Origin of the sequence: Enterococcus sp. C57 (assembly GCF_040887305.1) — a bacterium.
GTDB classification, from domain to species: Bacteria; Bacillota; Bacilli; order Lactobacillales; family Enterococcaceae; genus Enterococcus_B; species Enterococcus_B hirae.
This window is the reverse complement of the sequence record NZ_JBFOFP010000009.1, coordinates 74,033-93,742: the sequence shown is the minus strand read 5'-3', so window position 1 is coordinate 93,742 and position 19,710 is coordinate 74,033. Positions and strand designations below refer to the sequence as shown.

Genomic DNA, 19,710 nt, shown 5'->3' with positions numbered 1-19,710 from the left:
TTGTTTTGAATGCTTCCAAAACGTATATTTCAAAGTATTGCCAAGTTCCATCGTTTTAGAGCTATGTTGTTTTGAATGCTTCCAAAACAGTCAAAGAATCGAACGAGATTTACTTTCTGTTTTAGAGCTATGTTGTTTTGAATGTTTCCAAAATGTAGAAGCGTTGTACTTTACTCGATCGCTGTTTTAGTTTTGTGTTATTTTGAGTGCTGACCTCATCAACTATGATAAGAGGTAGCTTTAGAGTTATGTTGTTTTGAATGAATGGAGATGCCTACTTTATCATGAAAAGTAGGCTCTTTTTTTACTTATATATAGGAAAGTGTCTTCAGTTGTTGAATCTGCTAAGTTTTGATCATTGAAAGTGGGAATCGTGCCTTTTAAAAATGAATGGATATGTTTACGGAACAGGACACAATTGTTCAGTCTTTTCAGCATTGAAACGAATTTATTTTCTCAAAGAAAAGATGATTTGCTAATTTCGTGCTTTTTCTCTATCATCAAACAGTAGGCATTTGTTCGTGAACTAAAATGAATGTGAGAGGGGACAGTGAGATGTTTGATACAAATTTGATAACTTATTTGGACTGGTTGATCGCAATTTTAAATATTGCTTCAATCATTATTTTGCTGGTAGGGATTTTTTTAGTCTTAAAAAATCTTTTTGACTGGCACCCACTGAAAAAAGACTACGAACAGCGTAATTTCCGAAATGCGGAAGTACGCAAATTATTGGCTAGTTATATTTTGCTGAGTCTAGAGGTGCTAGTGGTAGCAGATATCATTGAATCAGTTATCAAACCAACTTGGACAGATATTTTAAAATTAGCAGTGATCATCATTATTCGAACGATTATTTCCTATTTCTTGAATTTAGAAACACAAGATAAAAAGCAAGTAAAGGTAGGAACACATAATGGAAATTAATTTGATCGAGAAACTTGCCCCTTATTTGGAACTATTAGTCATCGTATTAGACGTTTTTGCTATTTTAATCATTCTCTGGGGTGCTTGGTTAGCTATCAAAGATTTTCTCTACTTTTCTTTTACGGAACGAAGAATCAAAGCAGAGCGGATTAACCAAAACAATGCAATCAAAAAAATGTTAGGTGGCTATATCTTGTTGAGTTTAGAAGTCCTGATCTCAGCTGGTATCATTGAGTCCATTATCAAACCAACCTTGGAAGATGTCTTCCAGTTAGCTGCTTTGGTTGTGATCCGAACGATCATTTCGTTCTTTTTAAATAAAGAAATCGGCTCGGATGCACGACAATAAGTTATAAATATCACGCAACTCGTTTATTACGATGTGCCAACGTAGAAACATTTGCAATATAGAAAAAATCTCAAAACAACTTTCCAAGTTTTGAGATTTTTTGTTTTGCTTTTTAATTGCCTAACATCGGCCAGTTTATAGAACGAACGTTATTAAACAGTTGTGCTAACAACTTGGTTTTTTCACTGGAAGCTGGCTTTCAGTGAAGCATACGCCGGTTTTTCCCAGCACGGCTTATCGAACTGCTTGAACTGCCCAGACAATCGATTTTTCAATTGTGTCTACGGAAACGGGAACAATTGTCGGAAACTGTTCTGCTTCTGGCGTATAGAGAGTTTTTTCACATAAAATCCGAGTGTTTTCTTGTTGTGCAGCACTTTTTATCGCTTCATCTAAGTGCTGATAAACAACGGGATCGACTTCCATATCGAAAGTAGTGACGGACTCTAAGGCTTCTCGGTAAATCAGATATTTTACGTCTGAGTTGGTAACGATACGGACGTGGAGTTTTGTTTTATTAATGCGTAAAATGCCACTTAATTCAATAACGAAAGCTTCCAAACAATTGATTTTAAGTCGTAGTCTATAAGGTAATTGGGCTAACCATTGGTTGAATAAAGGCTGTATTTCGGCTAATAAGGATTGCTGTTCTGGGGACAGAAGATAAAATTTTTCAGGTACAAAGAGTTGATAATTATCCCATGCGGTGCGCATCAAACGAATTAAAGCGCGTTCGAATGCTCGGTTACCGATGAATTTTCGATTGAAATAGCTTTCAAACTGGGTAATCAGTTGCTTGATTGATTGGCTATCTTCAATGAAAACTTGATGGAGGTGACAGAAGTCTTCTTCGATTGCTTGGTAAGAATTGAAGCCATAATCACTGAGATTAAATAAGATCAAAGCAAAGTATACTTCATTTTCTTGATAATAATATTTTAGTTTAGTTGTATGCCATGCATCCATCACATATTGATAAATGGGGCGTTTTTGAAGTTCGGCTATAAAATCTTGTTCAATCGATAAGGGATGCCTTTTTTGAGACAAATAGCTGATCAACAATCCAATACGTAAGATCTCACGGTTGTCTTTATCGTAGATACGCCTGCTATTAAAGGTTACCGATTCGATAAATTCATCTATTGCCAGGAAGTAGTCTGCTGGAAGTGTTGGGATCTTCAAGGTACCCGTTCGATAAGTCACATTCAATAATAATAAACGACGTTCGATCTCCGTAAATCGTGGAGAGTGGTGTTGGATTTGAATGTCACAATCTTCAAAATAAGCAAGTACTTGTTTTTTTAATGAATACGCTTTGCTAACAGAAATATACTCGATTTCAGTCAGTTGGAGATAATTAGGTTCATTTTCAAGATATAACTGACAAGTTTTAAGAAATAAAGAAGGGCGTGCTAATTTTTGTATCAGGCGAAAACGAGGGATCGTAGGATCAAAATACAAGGAACAAGTATCTTTTTCTCGGTGGCTATAGATGATCTCATCCTTGAGTTCAGTTCGAATCGCTTTGATGTCATTGAGTAACGTTGTTTTGCAGACTTGTAATAAATGGGATAGTTCGTCTAAATCGATTTCTTTTTTGTGATAGAATTGACCGCAAAGAAATAACTGGCGTAAAATATTTTTTTCCAAATAGTCTTCAAACATTAAAACTCCTCCGCTTTGTAGATGGTTGAACAATGTACCATTCATTATGCCATGATTTAAAGTTTAAAACACCTTTATTTTTTTTCATATGAATGAAAAAGCTTGTGTTGACAAGCTTTTTTGTTATAAAACGATGTTTTATAAAAATATAAAGAGAAAAAATCCTTGTGAAAAAAATACAATAAAAGTAAAAAATGGATGAGTAAACGGATAAATAAAATAATTATTTTTTTAATATACGTATTTATTTTTAAACACACTTAAGAAACAACAGTTTTTTATCTCATGTTTTTATAAAATATTCGTTATTATGAGTAGAAAATTCTGAAAAATCAGACTTTCTTTATTTTTTTCTAAAAAAAGGGGTTATTTTACAATGTTATAAAAAAAATTATCTCATTTTTTGTTCTATAGTCAGTAGTGTGATACAGATGGATGGTTTCATCTGCAGTTACAAAATCGTTGGCCAACGAGAACAATATGGAGGTAATAGACATGAAAGATATGGATATCAAAGCCGTCTTTATTGGCGACAAATCAGAAAATGGCGCATTTTACAAAATGCAATTGAACAAGATGGTCGATGAACATTTAGGCTGGAGAGAGAATTATCTTCCTGGTGACGTTGCAGCCATTAGTGAAGCCGACAAACAAGCACCTCGATATATCGCCACTCGTGAGCATATGGTGGAAGTCTTGGATGAAGTCAGTCAACGGATGCGTGCAGGATCAATCCCTTGGCATTCTGCTGGGCGTTATTGGGGGCAAATGAACGCTGAGACATTGATGCCTGCCTTGCTTGCTTATAACTTCGCTATGCTTTGGAATCCGAATAATGTGGCATTGGAATCTTCTATGGCAACTTCACAAATGGAGGCAGAAGTAGGACAAGATTTTGCTGATTTATTCAATATGACCGGTGGCTGGGGCCATATTACAGCAGATGGCTCGATCGCAAACCTTGAAGGTCTTTGGTATGCACGTTGTATCAAATCTATTCCCCTTGCAGTGAAGGAAGTTTATCCTGAAAAAGTCAAAGATAAAACAGATTGGGAACTATTGAATCTTTCTGTCGAAGAAATCTTAGAAATGGTTGGAACCTTCAGTGATGAAGAATTAGATGCTGTCAAAGCAGCTTCATCTCGTAGTGGGAAACACCTCCAAGAACTTGGCAAATGGTTAGTGCCACAAACGAAGCATTATTCATGGATGAAAGCTTTAGACATTTGCGGGATTGGGTTAGATCAAATGATCGCTATCCCAGTTCAAGAAGATTATCGTATGGATGTTGCTATTTTAGAAAAAACGATCCGTGAATTAGCCGCACAAAAAATTCCAGTCCTAGGTGTGGTAGCGGTCGTTGGGACTACGGAAGAAGGCCAAGTGGATAGTGTAGATAAAATCGTCGAATTGCGAGAAAAATTATACAAAGAAGGAATTTATTTCTATCTTCACGTTGACGCAGCTTATGGCGGATATGCACGTGCATTGTTCTTAAATGAAGCAGGCGAGTTTGTACCTTATGAATCTCTGCCAGACTTTTTTGAAGAACATCATGTATTTAATTATGATGTTTCCATTGATCAAAGTGTTTACGATGGGTTCAAAGCAATCTCTGAGGCAGATTCGGTCACGATCGATCCGCATAAAATGGGCTATGTTCCTTATGCTGCTGGAGGTATCGCAATCAAACACAAAGAAATGCGTAACATTATTTCCTATTTTGCTCCTTATGTTTTTGAAAAATCAGTAAAAGCACCGGACATGTTAGGCGCCTATATTTTAGAAGGATCAAAAGCCGGGGCAACAGCTGCTGCTGTTTGGACTGCTCATCGTGTATTGCCATTGAACATTACTGGTTATGGTCAATTGATTGGTGCCTCGATTGAAGCAGCTCAACGATTCCGAGCATTTTTAGAACAATTGAGCTTTACCATCAAAGGGAAAACGATTGAAGTTTATCCTTTGAATCATCCAGATTTTAATATGGTCAATTGGGTATTTAAAGTCAAAGGATGCACGGATTTAAAAACGATCAATGAATTGAATGAAAAAATGTTCAATCGTTCTTCTTATATGGAAGGGGATGTTTATAGTGAACATTTCATTACTTCACATACGACCTTTATGAAAGAAGAATATGGAGATTCCCCACTTCCTTTCATTGAACGGATAGGTCTTTCGAAAGAAGAATGGCAAAAAGAACAAAAAGTGACATTGCTAAGAGCGGCAATTATGACACCATATCTTAATGATGACAAGATTTTCGAGTTCTATACGCAAGGCATTACCAAAGCCATGGAAAAGACACTCAATGAAATCTTATAACAATAAAAATTAACCGATAAACTGTCTAGTGAAGAACGGTGTTACAGGAAGCTATGATCAAAGAAGATAGATGATGCACGTTGAATTGTTGTATTCAGAGTAGAAAGAGTGGATGTTCAAACGCTTTTCCGATTCAAGATATCAAGATTATGTCAAACTCAGATAGTTGAAGACTAGTGAGTAATCGGGTAAACGCAAGCAGTTCTTTTTCAAAATGAAATACTGCCATTAATTTTTTTCGTTCATAGCTTTTCCCCCCTGTAACGTTCAAATTAGATAGTTTATTCTGTGTTGATGGAAAGAAGGAAAATAACAATGACAGATTCGAAAACTTCACAAATCACTACACTGACTTTCATCGGTATGACTTGTGCCTTAGTTGCTAGTGTTCGGAACATTCCTGATGTTGCAGCCACGGGTTGGACGATGCTTTTCTATATGCTTGTAGCGGTATTATTTTATGCTTTTCCTATTTCGTTGATCTCAGGTGAATTTGCTGGGATGTTTCCCCAAAAAGGTGGACCAGAACTCTGGGTCTCAAATTCTTTAGGACGAAAATGGGGCTTTGTTGTCTCATGGCTTTTATGGGTCCAAATGTTTCCAGGGATGGTAATGGTCGCTTCAGCGCTAGCACCTTTGTTGGGTAATATGATTGATAACGTTCCTTTAGGGTTGAACAGTAAATTTACTTTGATCGTTATTCTAGTCGTGTATTGGATCATTACATTATTAAATTTGAAATTTGATATGGCTAAAATTGGTGGGAAGATCGGTGTTTGGTTAGGTCTATATATTCCATTAGCAATTATGCTTCTTTTAGGTATTTTTTCATGGATCAAAGTCGGTATCCAACCACATGCAACATTAGGTCATTTTTCTTGGGCTAAATTGATCCCTGATGCAGAAACAGCGAAATCATTCGTTTACTTTGCACCAATCATGTTTATCTTTACGGGGATCGAGATGTCATCTGTCTACATCACCCGTTTGAAAAATCCTGTAAAAACTTATACTAAAGGGGTCTTTGCTGCATTGATTTTTCTCTTCTTTGTGAATACGTTGAATGCGTTAGTCGTAGCAAATGTGGTACCCAAAGGCCAAATGGAGTTGAATAATATTGCGCAATCCATTTCAATCTATTGTCAGATTCTAGGATTACCACATATCATCGTTAATATTTTCAGTCTATTAGTCTTTGTAGGTGTAGCTGTCCAATTATCTGCATGGGCTTCAGGACCAGCCAAAACAGTCACTGCAAGTGCGAGAAAAGGAGCATATCCACCAAAATTTAATTTTTGGAAAACGAACCAATTTGATGTGTCAAAATCAGTGATCTTAACACAATCAACGATTATTTCGATCTTTGCTTTGTTTTATTTGTTGATACCAGGTGTCAATCAGGCATTTCTGATGTTAGTGAACTCCACGACAGTGATTTATTGTATTGTATATGTCATTATGGGGATTGCTATTTTGAAATTAAGAAAAGCCAAACCTGAACTTGCTCGACCATTTAGAATCGGTAAAAAAGGTGGCAAGGGTGATTTAGGTGCATGGATCGTTGTACTTGTTCTTTTTGCAGCAATTGGCTGTTCGGTAGGCTTGACGATGCAAGCTGGAACGTTGATCAACTTTATCGCAGTAACGTTGATTAGTTTGATCTTATTTATTGCCCCATTATGTATTGATAAAATCAGAAAACCATCATGGGAACAAGAAGTCCAACAAAAATTGAATCAAGAATAAAGAAAAGGTGAGTAAGATGGAAAGAACCACAATGAAGAAAACTTTGACGAACCGGAATATCCAGATGATTGCGCTAGGAGGTGCGATCGGGACTGGACTATTCTTAGGTTCTGCCAAAGCAATCAAGTTGGCGGGACCTGCTGTCTTGCTTACTTATTTTGTTTGTGGTCTCGCTATTTATGGGTTGATGTATGCGATGGGTGAGCTCTTTTTATCCAATAATGAGTTTCAATCGATCGGCGATTTCATCCAATACTATTTAGGCGAACGATGGGCATTTTTAGTCAACTGGACGTATTGGTTATGTTGGATGGGTGCTGGATTAACCGAATTGACAGCGATTGGTTTATATATCCGCTTTTGGTTACCAGCACTCTCTCCCTTAATCAGTGGGATCTTCGCACTTATTGCCTTAGTGATCATTAACGTAGTTGCTGTTCGCTGGTTTGGTGAGTTGGAATCCTTGTTTTCAACTATCAAGATTTTTGGGATTTTATTATTTATTCTTTTAGGGATTGGCGTTTGCTTTTTGTACTTCAAGTCACCAAGAATTGGTGTCAGAGAAAATTTTGATCAGCTTCAAACCATTTTTCCATTTGGACTAACCGGCTTAGTTGCTGCTTTTCCAATGGTTTTATTTAGTTTTGCCGGAGTTGAAATGATCGGTTTAACGGTGGGCGAAACAGCAGATCCACAGAAAAACCTTAAAAAAGCGATCCAATGTTTACCCGCACGTATCCTCTTTTTCTATATTGGAACGATCGTGGCGATTTTGTTAGTCGTTCCTTGGCAAACTTTAGATTTAAAAGAAAGTCCGTTGGTCACGATGTTACAGTTCATTCATTGTAGCAAAGGGGCAGGAGTCATCAACTTGATCATCTTGGTTGCTTCACTTTCTTCCACGAATAGTGCCATTTATAGTACGAGTCGTATCTTATATAATACGGCAAAAGAAAAAAATCTTTCAAAATGGTTTCTAACATTATCTTCTCGAGGTGTGCCCTTGCACGGTATCTTATTTACTGGAGGCATGTTTTTATTAGGACTTTGTTTACACTTTTTTGTATCAGATAGTCGGATTTTATTTCAATTACTTGCAGGCATGACCACGATTTCGTTCTTATTTGTCTGGTCAGCTATTTTATTTGCCCATCTAAAATTAACGAAAAGTCAGTTGAAAAAATGGAAAGATCGACTCATTCTATGTTTTTTTGGTTTGGTAGGAATCAGTTTGTTTTTTGAACCAACTACTCGTGTGATTCCCGTAGTTTCCGTTGTTTGGTTTGGTGCCTTGAACTTGATCTATCAACGGATTCGTCAGACCGCTCCAAAATGATTCGATATTTTTCCCCTATTTTTTTCAGGGCCCTCTGAAATAATTGACGTTAAATCAAGTCTCTCCTACCTATAATAAAAGTATCACAACCGAAAGAGGAGGGATTGCGATGGTCTGGTATAAAGAAACAGCCCAAGAAGTGATGAAGACACTCAAAACGACTCCAGATGGGCTAAACCAAGATGAGCGTATCAGTCGTTTAAAAGAAAACGGCTATAATCATATAGAAGTAAAAAAGAAAGTTAGTCCATTACGAAAGTTTTTGAAGCATTTGACAGAGTTATTGATGATTATCTTATTGGTTGCTTCTTTGTTAAAATTTTTTACAGGAGAAGTGATTGAAGGCAGTATTATTCTGGCAGTCGTTCTCGTCAATAGTTTTGTTGGTTATTGGCAAGAGCGAAAGGCTGAGGAAGCGTTAAACGGCTTAGAAAAACTTTTAGGACAGAACGCGGTGATTTTCACAGAAGGGATCAAAGAATTGGTTCCAGCTAAGGAATTAGTACCAGGTGATTTGTTAGCGTTGAAAGCAGGCGATGTTATACCTGCAGACGTTCGCTTGATTGAGGTCCATGACTTCATGGTAGAAGAAGCCGCATTGACGGGGGAGTCGGAAGCAGTTGAAAAGACTAGCGAACGATTGACGACAACTGTCTCAACCGGAGATCAGAAGAATCTGGCATTTTCTGGTACCTTAGTTCAAACAGGGACTGCGATTGGTGTGGTCATCGAAACGGGAGATACCACTGAAATCGGGAAAATCAATCAGGCACTACAATCAGTCCAACAACAAACTACACCACTCGTTAAAAAGATCAACCAACTAAACAAGCAGATCTTTCGTGGGATTCTTTTCCTTAGCTTGTTCTTACTCTTTTTCACGACATTTAGATATGGCTTGGAAATGAACTTCTTATTTTCAACGATTATTGCTTTGATCGTTTCGATGATCCCGGAAGGTTTACCAGCAGTACTCACGATGATCCTTTCTTTAGGTGTGAACGAAATGGCTAAAGAGCAAGCGATCATTAAAGGCTTGCCTTCTGTGGAAACTCTTGGCTCTATGACCGTGATTTGTTCGGATAAAACAGGAACCCTGACAAAAAACGAAATGAGTGTTGTCGAAACAGTGACGGATCAAGAAGAAACCATGTTGGCAATCATGAAAAACTGCCAAGAGATCCAAACCAAAGCAAATCAAAACGTGGCCGAATTAACAGGAAACCCGACCGAACTTGCTTTACTGCGTTACACGGCAAAAGCATCACTACCTTTGGAGCCAGTCAAAGGAAAAATCCCATTTAGTTCAAGCTATAAATACATGGCAACAATGCATGACAAACAGGAACATGCGATTGTTTATGTCAAAGGGGCACCAGAAGTATTACTAGCAAAAGCGAACTTGACACCGAAACAAGTCGGAAAATGGCAAGAGGAAGCGATGAAACTCGCCCAAAAAGGACAACGAGTCTTAGGCTTTGCTTATAAGACACTTGCTCCTGATCAAGAATTAGGACATGATCAATTGAATGAACTGACCTTTGTAGGGATTGCAGGAATTATCGATCCACCAAAAGAGAGTGCGATCCGAGCAGTCAAAGAATGTCAAAATGCAGGGATCTCGGTGAAAATGATCACAGGAGACCATAAAGACACTGCGCAGGCAATTGCTGAACAAATCGGTCTCAAACACACAAAAAACGTGTTAGAAGGAATTGACATTGATCGTTTATCCGATGAAGAACTAGCGAAACAAGTGAAATCAGTAGATGTATTTGCCCGAACGACACCGGAACACAAGTTACGGATCGTGGATGCTCTTCAAAAAAATGAAGAAATCGTTGGAATGACGGGTGACGGTGTGAATGATGCGCCAGCTTTGAAGCGTGCTGATGTAGGAATCGCTATGGGAATCAAAGGGAGTGAAGTGAGCAAGCAGGCAGCGGACATGGTACTGGGGGATGATAATTTCCATACGATCGCTAAAGCGGTCAAAGAAGGGCGGAGGATTCTCGACAATCTTCAAAAAACAATCAATTTTTTCTTACCAACAGCTTTAGCCCAAGGACTGGTCATTATTTGGGCACTACTCGTTAACCAGCCGTTACCACTGACACCTGTCCAAATTTTATGGGTGAACATGGTTACTACGATCACGTTATCCTATGCTTTAGGATTTGAAAAAGCTGGTAAGGACACGATGAGTCGCTCACCGAGAGATCCAAAGCAAGGGATTCTCACCCGCTACAGTGTGTTTCGAATCTTTTATGTGTCATTGATGATCATGATTCCTGCTTATTTACTAGCAATGAGCTTTGAAGGACAAGCGCTCCAACAAACCATGCTCTTACAAAATATCGTAGCTGCTCAAGCTGTGTATATGATCAATTGCCGCGAGTTACTTGATCCTTCATTGAATCGAAGTTTATTTGAAAACAAAGCGTTGTTCTTGTCACTCGGGATGTTGATCCTCTTACAAGCAGGAGTGATTTACTTACCGATCGCACAACAGCTAATTGGGACAACAAGTCTTTCCCTGACAGAGCAACTACCGATCTTACTAAATATTCTATTACTTTTTGTAATCGTTGAGATCGAAAAGCGGATCAGTAAGATGATCGCCAAAAAACGAAATGCTGAGTTACCCACGTAAAAAGTACCACCACAAACAGGAAATAAAAGCTTATAAACGTACTCTTTGGCCATTACCAAATAGACATTTATAAGCTTTTGTTAGTTACTTGATCATTGATCGATGTTAAGACAGAGCATAAAAAGACTAAGTGTGAGTTACAAATACGATCGCAACGATAAGTCACTTAAACGATCCAATTCATTTTTTGTCGGGATCGTTGAAAGATAAATGACAGGCATTGGCGGTGTATCGATCGGAATATTTGAAACTAATAAATCATTTTTCTTGATAGTGATATCTGACAATTGACTCAATTCAATTGGCTCCAAGATCACTCGCTTTCCTAAATAAGCATTTAATTCTTGTTGCAAAAAAGCTTTCCATGAAGGTTCCCCTTGAAAAATAAAATAAATCGTTGCTTGATACGGCTGCACGGCTAAAAGTGTCTGTTGGATCAATAAAGAAAGTAAATAAAAGAAATAAGTCTCATTGGTGACCTTTTTGACCATGCTCGTTGATTCTTTGACTTGTTGCAACAAAGCGAATTTATGAGGATATAACTCTGGGTATTCTTGTTCATATTCTTTTAAATAATAGTGATATTGCTTGGTTGTTTGTTCGATCAATAACGGTGATTCATAGTATTTCAGGAGTAATAAAATCAAATTTTCCGGTAAGTTTGTTTGTTCTAACTCTTTGATAGTTAAGCTTTCTGATAGACGATTTACAAATTCACGAATGTTTGTTTCTGCAGGGTGACGGTGTAAAATATCCAAGATCATAGGCGGGTAAGAGTTGTTATAGTTCCAGCTGTCAAGAAAACAGGAAAAAGCAAACGCTGCTTCTTTATCTTTAAGATAGACCCCTTCAGTTCGGTACAGTTTTTCTAATTCAGGAGCATAGAGTAAAAATAATTGATCCTGGGTAGAAAACAATGAAGTCGGGATTCGACAACCAGCTTTGATCCGAATCGTGTTGATAAAAAACCAACAAATCCCGAATACCTCTTCGGTGTCAACAGCTAACTCAGCTTGTCGTAAACGTTTGAGAAATCGGAAGTAGTGAGATTCATGGATCGAGTAATCCTCGAAGAAATAGTTGTTATGGGTAAACGGCATAAGTAACCGATGATAAAATAGCCGAATGGTTTCTTCTTCACCTGAAAACGACAAACGGTGGCGGTTTTGTTCGATCTGTAATTCGTAGACGACTAATTGTTGATTCAATTTTTTGACATGACGATTCAATGTTTCGTAAGACAAGCCGTTACGTGCTAAAAAGGTGGGGGTAGCGACTTCTTTAATCGTTAATAATTCTTTCAATAATTGAACACTGATCGACTGTGTCAGAAAAATTTCCCACAGTTCATTTGTCAGGAGATTCTGTTCGTTTTTTAGTTGAATCCCTGATTGGTCACTATTGATTAGCCAGCCTTTAGGTAATTGGGTTTTGATTGTTTGAAGATCAGAAAAAATCGTACGCTCTGTGGTATTGACAGCTTCGGCCAATTCGTTCACAGTTATTTGCGAGTGATTCAGTAATAGTTCCACTAAAGAGACTTGGCGTTTGATATCTTTTTCAGTAATGATTTTTTTCATTAAAGAATACATCGGATCAACCTTTCTTTGTTAAGTATGACAAGTGAGGAAGACACTCGTTTCGCCGTATCTTCATAATGAAACCTGATTATTTTAGATAGCGCTTACCATTAGTATAATGAAAAAAGGCACAATATCAAATAAAGGATGAGTTTTTTGGATTTTTTTACTTCAATCAGCCTTCGTTTATTTAAAGTAGAAGTTAGCTAAAAAATTTGACTTATACTAAAATAAGTAAAAAGATAGTCATGTGAGAGGAGTGAGTAGAATGGAAAACAGACTAAACGATTATCGCCGCTTACTAGCGATTGCTCAAGCTGGATTGCTTTATGGGAAAGACGTGTTTGACAAAGAACGATATGAAGAGCTGCAAGAAATCTCGTTGAAGCTGCTGAGTGAAGTGGGATTGGAAACAAAGGAAGAATGGACAAGCCTAATAGAAGCTCATGAAGGATATCCAACACCAAAAGTTGACGTACGTGCATGGATCAAACAAGACGAGAAGATTCTATTGATCGAAGATACAAAAACACAAGAATGGTCATTACCAGGAGGATTTGCAGAAGTTGGTTTGTCTCCTAAAGAAAATATACGTAAAGAAGTCAAAGAAGAAACTGGGCTAGAGGTAGAAGTAGGTCAATTATTAGCGATATTTGATACGAATCTGCGCACAGACATCCCTCAAGCCTTTCAGTACTATAAAATTGTTTTTTCTTGCGCTATCTTGTCAGGTACATTTGTGGCAAACCATGAAACTTCTAATATGAAATTCTTCCACTTAAATGATTTACCAAAACTCTCGCTGAAACGTACGACCAAAGAGCAACTATTGATTTTAGAAAAAGCTACCTTGCCTTATTGTGATTGATCAGGGAAGGTAGTTTTTTATTTTTAGCAATTTTTTGTTGCAAATGCAATAAAAAAGAGTAAAATCATACTAAAGCTAGATAAGGGAGGGTTAAAATGGACGAAATCATTCGAGAGATTGGAGCAATTGCCCGTGCCTTGGACTCGATTAGTAACATTGAGTTTCAAGAAGTTGATTTGACAAGAGGACAATACCTGTATTTAGTACGAATCTGTGAACATCCTGGCATTATTCAAGAAAAGTTAGCTGAGATGATCAACGTTGACCGAACAACGACGGCACGTGCGGTGAAAAAATTGATAGCAAAAGACCTGATAAAAAGCATGCCAGATAAAAACAATAAAAAGATAAAAAAACTTTACCCAACGGATCGTGGAAAAAAAGTCTATCCGTTTATCCTTCGAGAGCATCATTATTCCAATCAAGTAGCTGTCAAAGGGTTATCCCAGCAAGAAGTTTTGCAATTACACACACTTTTGCAAAAAGTTCGGAAAAATGTGAGTGAAGATTGGCATTATATAAAAAAAGGAAACAAAAGAATTTATTGAAAGGACTGGAGCGGTGAAAACAATCGAAATCGTAGGGATCAATGAAACGGAAGTAGAAAAATTACAGGCAATTAGTATCGAGACCTATCAAGCTACCTTTGGTGAATACAACAGTGAAAAATTGATGACGACCTATTTGGATGAAGCTTATGCGCTCGATAAATTGAGGCGAGAACTACAAGAGGAACAGTCAGAATTTTATTGGGCAGTACTAGATGACCGGATTGCTGGCTATCTAAAATTAAATATAGGGCAAGCACAAACAGAAGCAATGGGAGAAGGATTTTTAGAGATCGAACGTATTTATGTCCGATCGCCATTTAAATCTAAAGGGATTGGATCTAGATTGATCGAATTTGCTGTGCAAAAAGCGCAAGAAAAACAAAAAGAGGCGATTTGGTTAGGGGTATGGGAACATAACTATCCTGCCTTAGCTTTTTATAGAAAACATGGATTCCAACATCATAGCCAACATATTTTTTATATGGGAGATGATGCTCAGACAGATTATCTATATGTCAAAAATTTACAGAAATAAAAGGAGCAGAAACATGGGAAAAATCATCGCAGAACAAAATTTTTGGGAAGTCTTTCCAGAAGCAACAATTGAAGTTTTGGTAGTCGAAGGTATCGATAATCATGTAGATAAAGCCAAAGAAGAACAATTCCATCAACTATTGAATGATGCAGCGAAAGAAGCAAGAGGATATTTGACAGAAGAAACATTCAGTCAAAATGAAGTCATTGCCCAATGGCGTCAAGCTTTTTCACGTTTTAAAACCAAAAAAGGAGCCCGTTCATCGATTGAAGCGTTATTAAAAAGAGCTAGCCAAGAACGTGAATTTTTCCCTATCAACCCATTAGTCGATATCTATAACAGTATTTCTCTAACATTTGGTGTGCCATGTGGAGGAGAAGATCAAGAAAAAATCAAAGGGGATCTTCATCTAGGAAAAGCTCATGGTGGTGAAAGTTTCTTACCTCTAGGAGCAGAAGCTGATGCACCAGCTTTACCAGAAGAAATCATTTATTACGATAACGAAGGAGCAATCTGTCGCAGTTTCAACTGGCGAGAAGCGCAACGGACAATGCTGACGGAAGACACGACTAAAGCCATTTTGGTTATTGAATCAGTCACAAAAGAGCAAGCATCACGTGGCGCAAAAGCAATGACAGAATTGAAAAAACGCGTGGAACAAACATTTGGCGTAGAAGGGAAAACATTTACGCTAACGAAGGAACATCCAGAAATGAACATTTGAAGTAGGAGCGAAACGTAGGAAGGAAAAGTAGCTCAACCAATAAGATCACATAGAAAAACGAGGGATTTTTCTATGTGATCTTGTTTTCTCTAACGAGTGTAGTTTTGAATGGTTTCGTTTCGCTGTTGTGCCATCAAATCTTATCAAAACAAGACAAACTGACAAAGAATCGTCACAGTCTGTCAAATCTTGTCGGATTTTTCAATTCTTAAACCGAGAATTCTTTGATTATCCGCTTTCATGATATACTTAATGAAAAGGATCAACACCATCAAAGGAGGATCAGAGATGATCGGTAAAACCAGAGTCATGCTTTATGCAGAAAATGTTGAAGTGCTTAGTCAATTTTTTGTCGAAACTCTAGGCGCAACAGTTAGTGAAACGATTGAGTTACCAGAAGAATTTCAAAGTACGATCGTGCAACTTTCACCAGAATTTGAATTAGGGATTTTTCCAAAAGTTTTTGTCCAACGATTTTCGCCAGAAGTGTTAGGTACGACTCCTTCGATCATTTTCTTTACGGATCAATTTGAGGAGATCTATCAAAAAATAGAGAATGCTGGTGAAATCATGGAGAACAATGGCGTAGAGACGTTCAACTTTTCGGATCCAGAAGGAAACTATTTTGTGATCGGTAAGTTGTAATGCTTGAAATCAGAAGAGGTCCTGGTGTTTGAAAAGGAGATGCACAGGACAAGGAATTTAAATAAATGAATAACAAATTTTTGAAGGAAAGGAGAGACTGTCATGAATCTAATCGCAAAAATGGAAGAATATTCACAGAGACGACGAGAAGAAAAAAGTGAAAAAATCCGTATGAAAAACTTGAAGACAGGAAAAAAGCCAACAAAAGGTTGGGGGAAAATGGTAGATACAGGATATGGCGGCTTGAATTCGTTGACTCATTCTAGTGAAATTAGTAAATATTTTTCGGCAGAAAGTGACATCAAGGGATTCATTGCTGAAGAACAAAAACGCATCGGAAAAGAGCAGCTAAAAAATAGCTAAAGCAAACCGATTTGGTACGCTATTTTGTTTGAAATGCTTCTTTTCTATTAAAAAAACTGTTAAATCAGTACATAACGATCAAAAAAACTTAAAGTTCGGATTTTGCTTAAAATCCGACTTTTTTGTTTACTTATGTTCTGATTTAGTATATGATTAAACACGTTGTTTTTAAATAATTCAAAATTTTGAGGGACTTTTTTATAAATGTTCGGTTTTAGGGGGATGAAAGATGAAGGAAAAACTACTTTCCTACTTCGAGATTGAAAAATTAGGTACCACCGTCAGAAGAGAAATACTTGCAGGCTTTACAACATTTATTTCAATGGCGTATATCTTATTTGTCAATCCAACAGTTTTAGGAGCATCAGGAATGGACGAAGGTGCGGTGTTTACGGCTACAGCATTAGCAAGTGCGATCGGTTGTATTTTAATGGGGGTCTTAGCACGTTACCCGATTGGTACTGCGCCAGCATTAGGGATTAATGCCTTTTTTGCTTATTCCGTTTGTTTGGGAATGGGGATTCCTTGGGAAACAGCTTTAGCAGGCGTGTTTGTTGCTTCTTTGATTTTTATTTTGATCACGATTTTCAAATTACGTGAAATGATCATTGATGCGATCCCAGCTGATTTAAAATATGCGATCTCAGGAGGGATTGGTTTATTTATTGCTTTCCTTGGCTTGAATGAAGGAGGAGTCATCGTTTCAAATGAATCTACATTAGTGGGATTAGGTTCACTAAGCGTAGGTTCAACATGGTTGACGATTTTTGGCTTAGTTGTGACAGCGATCTTATTGATAAGACGAGTTCCAGGAGGTATTTTTATCGGAATGGTAGCTAGCACGATTCTTGGATTAGTGACTGGACTTATTCCTATGCCTTCTCAATTAGTTTCGGCTGCACCAAGTTTAAAGCCAACATTCTTAGTTGCATTGAAACATATCGGAGACATCAACTCACTACAAATGTGGGTAGTCGTATTAACCTTTTTATTAGTTACATTCTTTGATACAGCAGGAACGTTAGTCGGTTTAGCTAATCAAGCTGGTTTTATGAAAGATAACAAAATGCCTCGTGTTGGGAAAGCTTTAGCTTCTGATTCAACAGCTATGCTTGCAGGTTCTTTATTAGGAACTTCACCAGTTGGGGCTTTCGTTGAATCTTCTGCCGGAATCGCTGTTGGTGGCCGTTCTGGGATCACTGCAGTAACGACCGGGATCTTATTCCTATTCGGTTTATTCTTTTCACCGTTGCTATCAGTAGTGACTTCACAAGTAACAGCACCAGCACTGATCATTGTCGGTGTATTGATGGCACAATCGTTACGTCAAATCGAATGGGGCAAGTTAGAGATCGCCATTCCTGCTTTCTTGATCTTGATCGGCATGCCGTTAACTTATAGTATTTCTGATGGGATCGCATTAGGATTTATTTTCTATCCAATTACTATGATCGCAGCAAAACGCGGAAAAGAAGTATCACCGATCATGTATCTGTTATTCTTTGTCTTTATTGGCTTCATGTGGATACTGAACGTTAGTTAACTTGATTTAGTTGATTAATTTTTTGATGTGTGACAATTAAAAAGAACCTTGGCAAATGGAGATCTCGCTACTGTTAGTGAGAAAACAAATGCCAGGGTTCTTTTTTGGAAAAAATTGTTATCGGTAACAACTGAAAGTAAAAGACGATAGCATCAAGGTTTAGGCGTGGTGAAAGAAATAAGGAGAATAATGGCTATTTACTCTCGTTTTTGAAAGCGTTACAATTTTTGCGAGGGATCAATAATCTTTAACCAATGGAGGAAAGTATGGAGAAAAAATGGTGGCATCAATCAGTTGTCTATCAAGTATATCCTCGTAGTTTTCAAGATACGAATGGGGATGGAGTCGGGGATTTACAAGGAGTGATCGCTCGATTAGATTATCTGCATTATTTAGGGATCGATACGATATGGTTATCTCCCGTATATGAATCTCCTAACGACGATAATGGTTACGATATCAGTGATTATCAAGCAATCATGGCCGAATTTGGCACGATGGCTGATATGGAGGAACTGATTGCAGAAGCAAAGAAACGTGAAATAAAAATCATTATGGATCTCGTCGTCAACCACACATCAGATGAACATGCTTGGTTTATCGAAGCTCGTCAAAGTAAAGAAAATCCGTATCGGGATTATTACATTTGGCGTGACCCAATCAATGGAAATGAGCCTAATCAATTACGGTCGATATTCAGTGGCTCCGCTTGGCAGTTTGATGAAACAACTAGTCAGTATTATTTACATCTTTATAGTAAAAAGCAACCAGATTTAAACTGGGAAAATCCCCATTTACGTCAAGAAATCTATCAGATGATGAACTTTTGGATCGACAAGGGAATCGGTGGTTTCCGAATGGACGTGATCGATACGATTGGGAAGTTACCTGATCAAGAAATAACAAGTAATGGTCCCAAACTTCATGACTATTTACAAGAGATGAATCAAGCTACTTTTGGAAACAAAGATCTGATGACAGTGGGCGAAACTTGGGGAGCAACCACGGACATTGCCAAGCTTTATTCTGATCCCAAGAGAAATGAACTATCGATGATCTTTCAATTTGAACATGTCGGTTTGGATCAACAGGCAGGAAAAGACAAATGGGATCTGAAACCATTAAGTATTCCTGAGTTGAAACATGTATTATCAAAATGGCAAACTTCTTTAGGGAATGAAGGATGGAACAGTCTATTTTGGAATAACCATGATTTGCCAAGGATCATCTCACGTTGGGGGAATGATCAAGATTATCGAGAAGAAAGTGGCAAAATGTTTGCGATTTTGCTTCATATGATGAAAGGGACACCTTATATTTATCAAGGAGAAGAAATCGGGATGACAAACTACCCGATCAAGGATATTTCTGAAGCGCAAGATATTGAAACGATCAACATGTATCACGAACGGTTAACTTTAGGATTTACTCCGGAAGAAATCTTGTGTTCGATCAATGCAAAAGGACGTGACAATGCGCGTACACCGATGCAATGGGATAATAGTGAACATGCTGGATTTACCACAGGAACTCCTTGGCTACACGTCAATCCAAACTACCAAACGATCAATGTGAAAAAAGCCTTAGCAAAGAAAGATTCTATTTTTTATACGTATAAGCAATTGATCGAGTTACGGAAAAACAATGAACTCATCGTCTGGGGAGATTATCAGTTGGTAACAGATACGCCCGATGACGTATTTGCCTATTATCGGACGTTGAATAATGAACAATGGTTAGTCGTTTGCAATATGTCTGAAAAAAATCAGCCATACACATTGACTGATCAAGCGATGACACTGGTCATTTCAAACTATCCACAAAAACAGATACCAACTGGCAAACTGAATTTACGTCCTTATGAAGCTTTTGTTTTGAAGACGAGCAAATAAATGAC

General features: G+C 37.7%; 16 protein-coding genes and 1 CRISPR repeat array (1 of these 17 running past the window's edge). Of the genes, 14 read left to right on the top strand and 2 right to left on the bottom strand.

The features are described from left to right. Positions 1–157: direct repeats of the CRISPR family, unit length 36 nt; unit sequence GTTTTAGAGCTATGTTGTTTTGAATGCTTCCAAAAC; it reaches 80 nt to the left of the window's first position. Between the two features lie 398 nt (positions 158–555). Then, on the top strand, positions 556–927 hold the full coding sequence (locus AB5M32_RS11265) for a DUF1622 domain-containing protein (protein WP_010720990.1): 372 nt from the start codon (positions 556–558) through the stop codon (positions 925–927). Beyond that, positions 917–1,276, top strand: coding sequence for a DUF1622 domain-containing protein (locus AB5M32_RS11260; RefSeq protein ID WP_010720989.1), 360 nt, complete (start codon positions 917–919; stop codon positions 1,274–1,276). Before AB5M32_RS11265 ends, AB5M32_RS11260 begins: the two co-directional genes overlap by 11 nt. Before the next feature lie 234 nt (positions 1,277–1,510). Here the strand turns inward: AB5M32_RS11260 and AB5M32_RS11255 are convergent, their stop codons facing one another. Further along, positions 1,511–2,941: a helix-turn-helix domain-containing protein gene (locus AB5M32_RS11255; protein WP_178287116.1), complete on the bottom strand. Its 1,431-nt coding sequence runs from the start codon at positions 2,939–2,941 to the stop codon at positions 1,511–1,513. A gap of 495 nt (positions 2,942–3,436) precedes the next feature. Here AB5M32_RS11255 and tdc point away from each other — a divergent pair, with 495 nt between their 5' ends. From tdc to AB5M32_RS11235, 4 genes are all read left to right on the top strand, one after another. Continuing rightward, positions 3,437–5,269 (top strand): tyrosine decarboxylase, encoded by a 1,833-nt coding sequence (tdc, locus tag AB5M32_RS11250; RefSeq protein ID WP_034700473.1) that lies wholly within the window; start codon positions 3,437–3,439, stop codon positions 5,267–5,269. A 315-nt stretch (positions 5,270–5,584) separates the two neighbouring features. Continuing rightward, complete coding sequence (locus AB5M32_RS11245) at positions 5,585–7,015, top strand: amino acid permease (protein ID WP_178287118.1); 1,431 nt, start codon at positions 5,585–5,587, stop codon at positions 7,013–7,015. 16 nt (positions 7,016–7,031) lie between these two features. Beyond that, complete coding sequence (locus tag AB5M32_RS11240; RefSeq protein ID WP_178287120.1) at positions 7,032–8,351, top strand: amino acid permease; 1,320 nt, start codon at positions 7,032–7,034, stop codon at positions 8,349–8,351. A 109-nt stretch (positions 8,352–8,460) separates the two neighbouring features. Continuing rightward, positions 8,461–11,004, top strand: a complete 2,544-nt coding sequence (locus AB5M32_RS11235; protein WP_368024465.1) for an HAD-IC family P-type ATPase — start codon at positions 8,461–8,463, stop codon at positions 11,002–11,004. 137 nt (positions 11,005–11,141) lie between these two features. Here AB5M32_RS11235 and AB5M32_RS11230 read toward each other — a convergent pair whose 3' ends face one another. Continuing rightward, the gene (locus tag AB5M32_RS11230; protein ID WP_178287124.1) at positions 11,142–12,596 is read right to left on the bottom strand and encodes a helix-turn-helix domain-containing protein; all 1,455 of its coding nucleotides are present in this window, start codon (positions 12,594–12,596) and stop codon (positions 11,142–11,144) included. Positions 12,597–12,852: 256 nt separating this feature from the next. On the opposite strand from AB5M32_RS11230, the gene AB5M32_RS11225 reads away from it, so the two are divergent. The 8 genes from AB5M32_RS11225 to AB5M32_RS11190 all read left to right on the top strand — a co-directional run bounded on the left by AB5M32_RS11225 (position 12,853) and on the right by AB5M32_RS11190 (position 19,705). Continuing rightward, complete coding sequence (locus AB5M32_RS11225; protein WP_010737012.1) at positions 12,853–13,452, top strand: NUDIX hydrolase N-terminal domain-containing protein; 600 nt, start codon at positions 12,853–12,855, stop codon at positions 13,450–13,452. Between the two features lie 95 nt (positions 13,453–13,547). Beyond that, the gene (locus AB5M32_RS11220; protein ID WP_053766210.1) at positions 13,548–14,000 is read left to right on the top strand and encodes a MarR family winged helix-turn-helix transcriptional regulator; all 453 of its coding nucleotides are present in this window, start codon (positions 13,548–13,550) and stop codon (positions 13,998–14,000) included. A 13-nt stretch (positions 14,001–14,013) separates the two neighbouring features. Continuing rightward, positions 14,014–14,538: a GNAT family N-acetyltransferase gene (locus AB5M32_RS11215; RefSeq protein WP_178287126.1), complete on the top strand. Its 525-nt coding sequence runs from the start codon at positions 14,014–14,016 to the stop codon at positions 14,536–14,538. Between the two features lie 13 nt (positions 14,539–14,551). Then, a complete protein-coding gene (locus tag AB5M32_RS11210; RefSeq protein ID WP_178287128.1) occupies positions 14,552–15,262 on the top strand; it encodes a B3/4 domain-containing protein in 711 nt (236 codons plus the stop codon). Positions 15,263–15,550: 288 nt separating this feature from the next. Next, positions 15,551–15,907: a VOC family protein gene (locus AB5M32_RS11205; RefSeq protein WP_010720978.1), complete on the top strand. Its 357-nt coding sequence runs from the start codon at positions 15,551–15,553 to the stop codon at positions 15,905–15,907. Positions 15,908–16,009: 102 nt separating this feature from the next. Continuing rightward, positions 16,010–16,270 carry a hypothetical protein gene (locus AB5M32_RS11200; protein WP_010720977.1) on the top strand — a complete coding sequence of 87 codons (261 nt, stop codon included), beginning with the start codon at positions 16,010–16,012 and terminating at the stop codon, positions 16,268–16,270. Between the two features lie 229 nt (positions 16,271–16,499). After that, on the top strand, positions 16,500–17,813 hold the full coding sequence (locus tag AB5M32_RS11195) for an NCS2 family permease (RefSeq protein WP_088745584.1): 1,314 nt from the start codon (positions 16,500–16,502) through the stop codon (positions 17,811–17,813). A 266-nt stretch (positions 17,814–18,079) separates the two neighbouring features. Continuing rightward, on the top strand, positions 18,080–19,705 hold the full coding sequence (locus AB5M32_RS11190) for an alpha-glucosidase (RefSeq protein WP_178287130.1): 1,626 nt from the start codon (positions 18,080–18,082) through the stop codon (positions 19,703–19,705). Positions 19,706–19,710 lie beyond the last annotated feature (5 nt).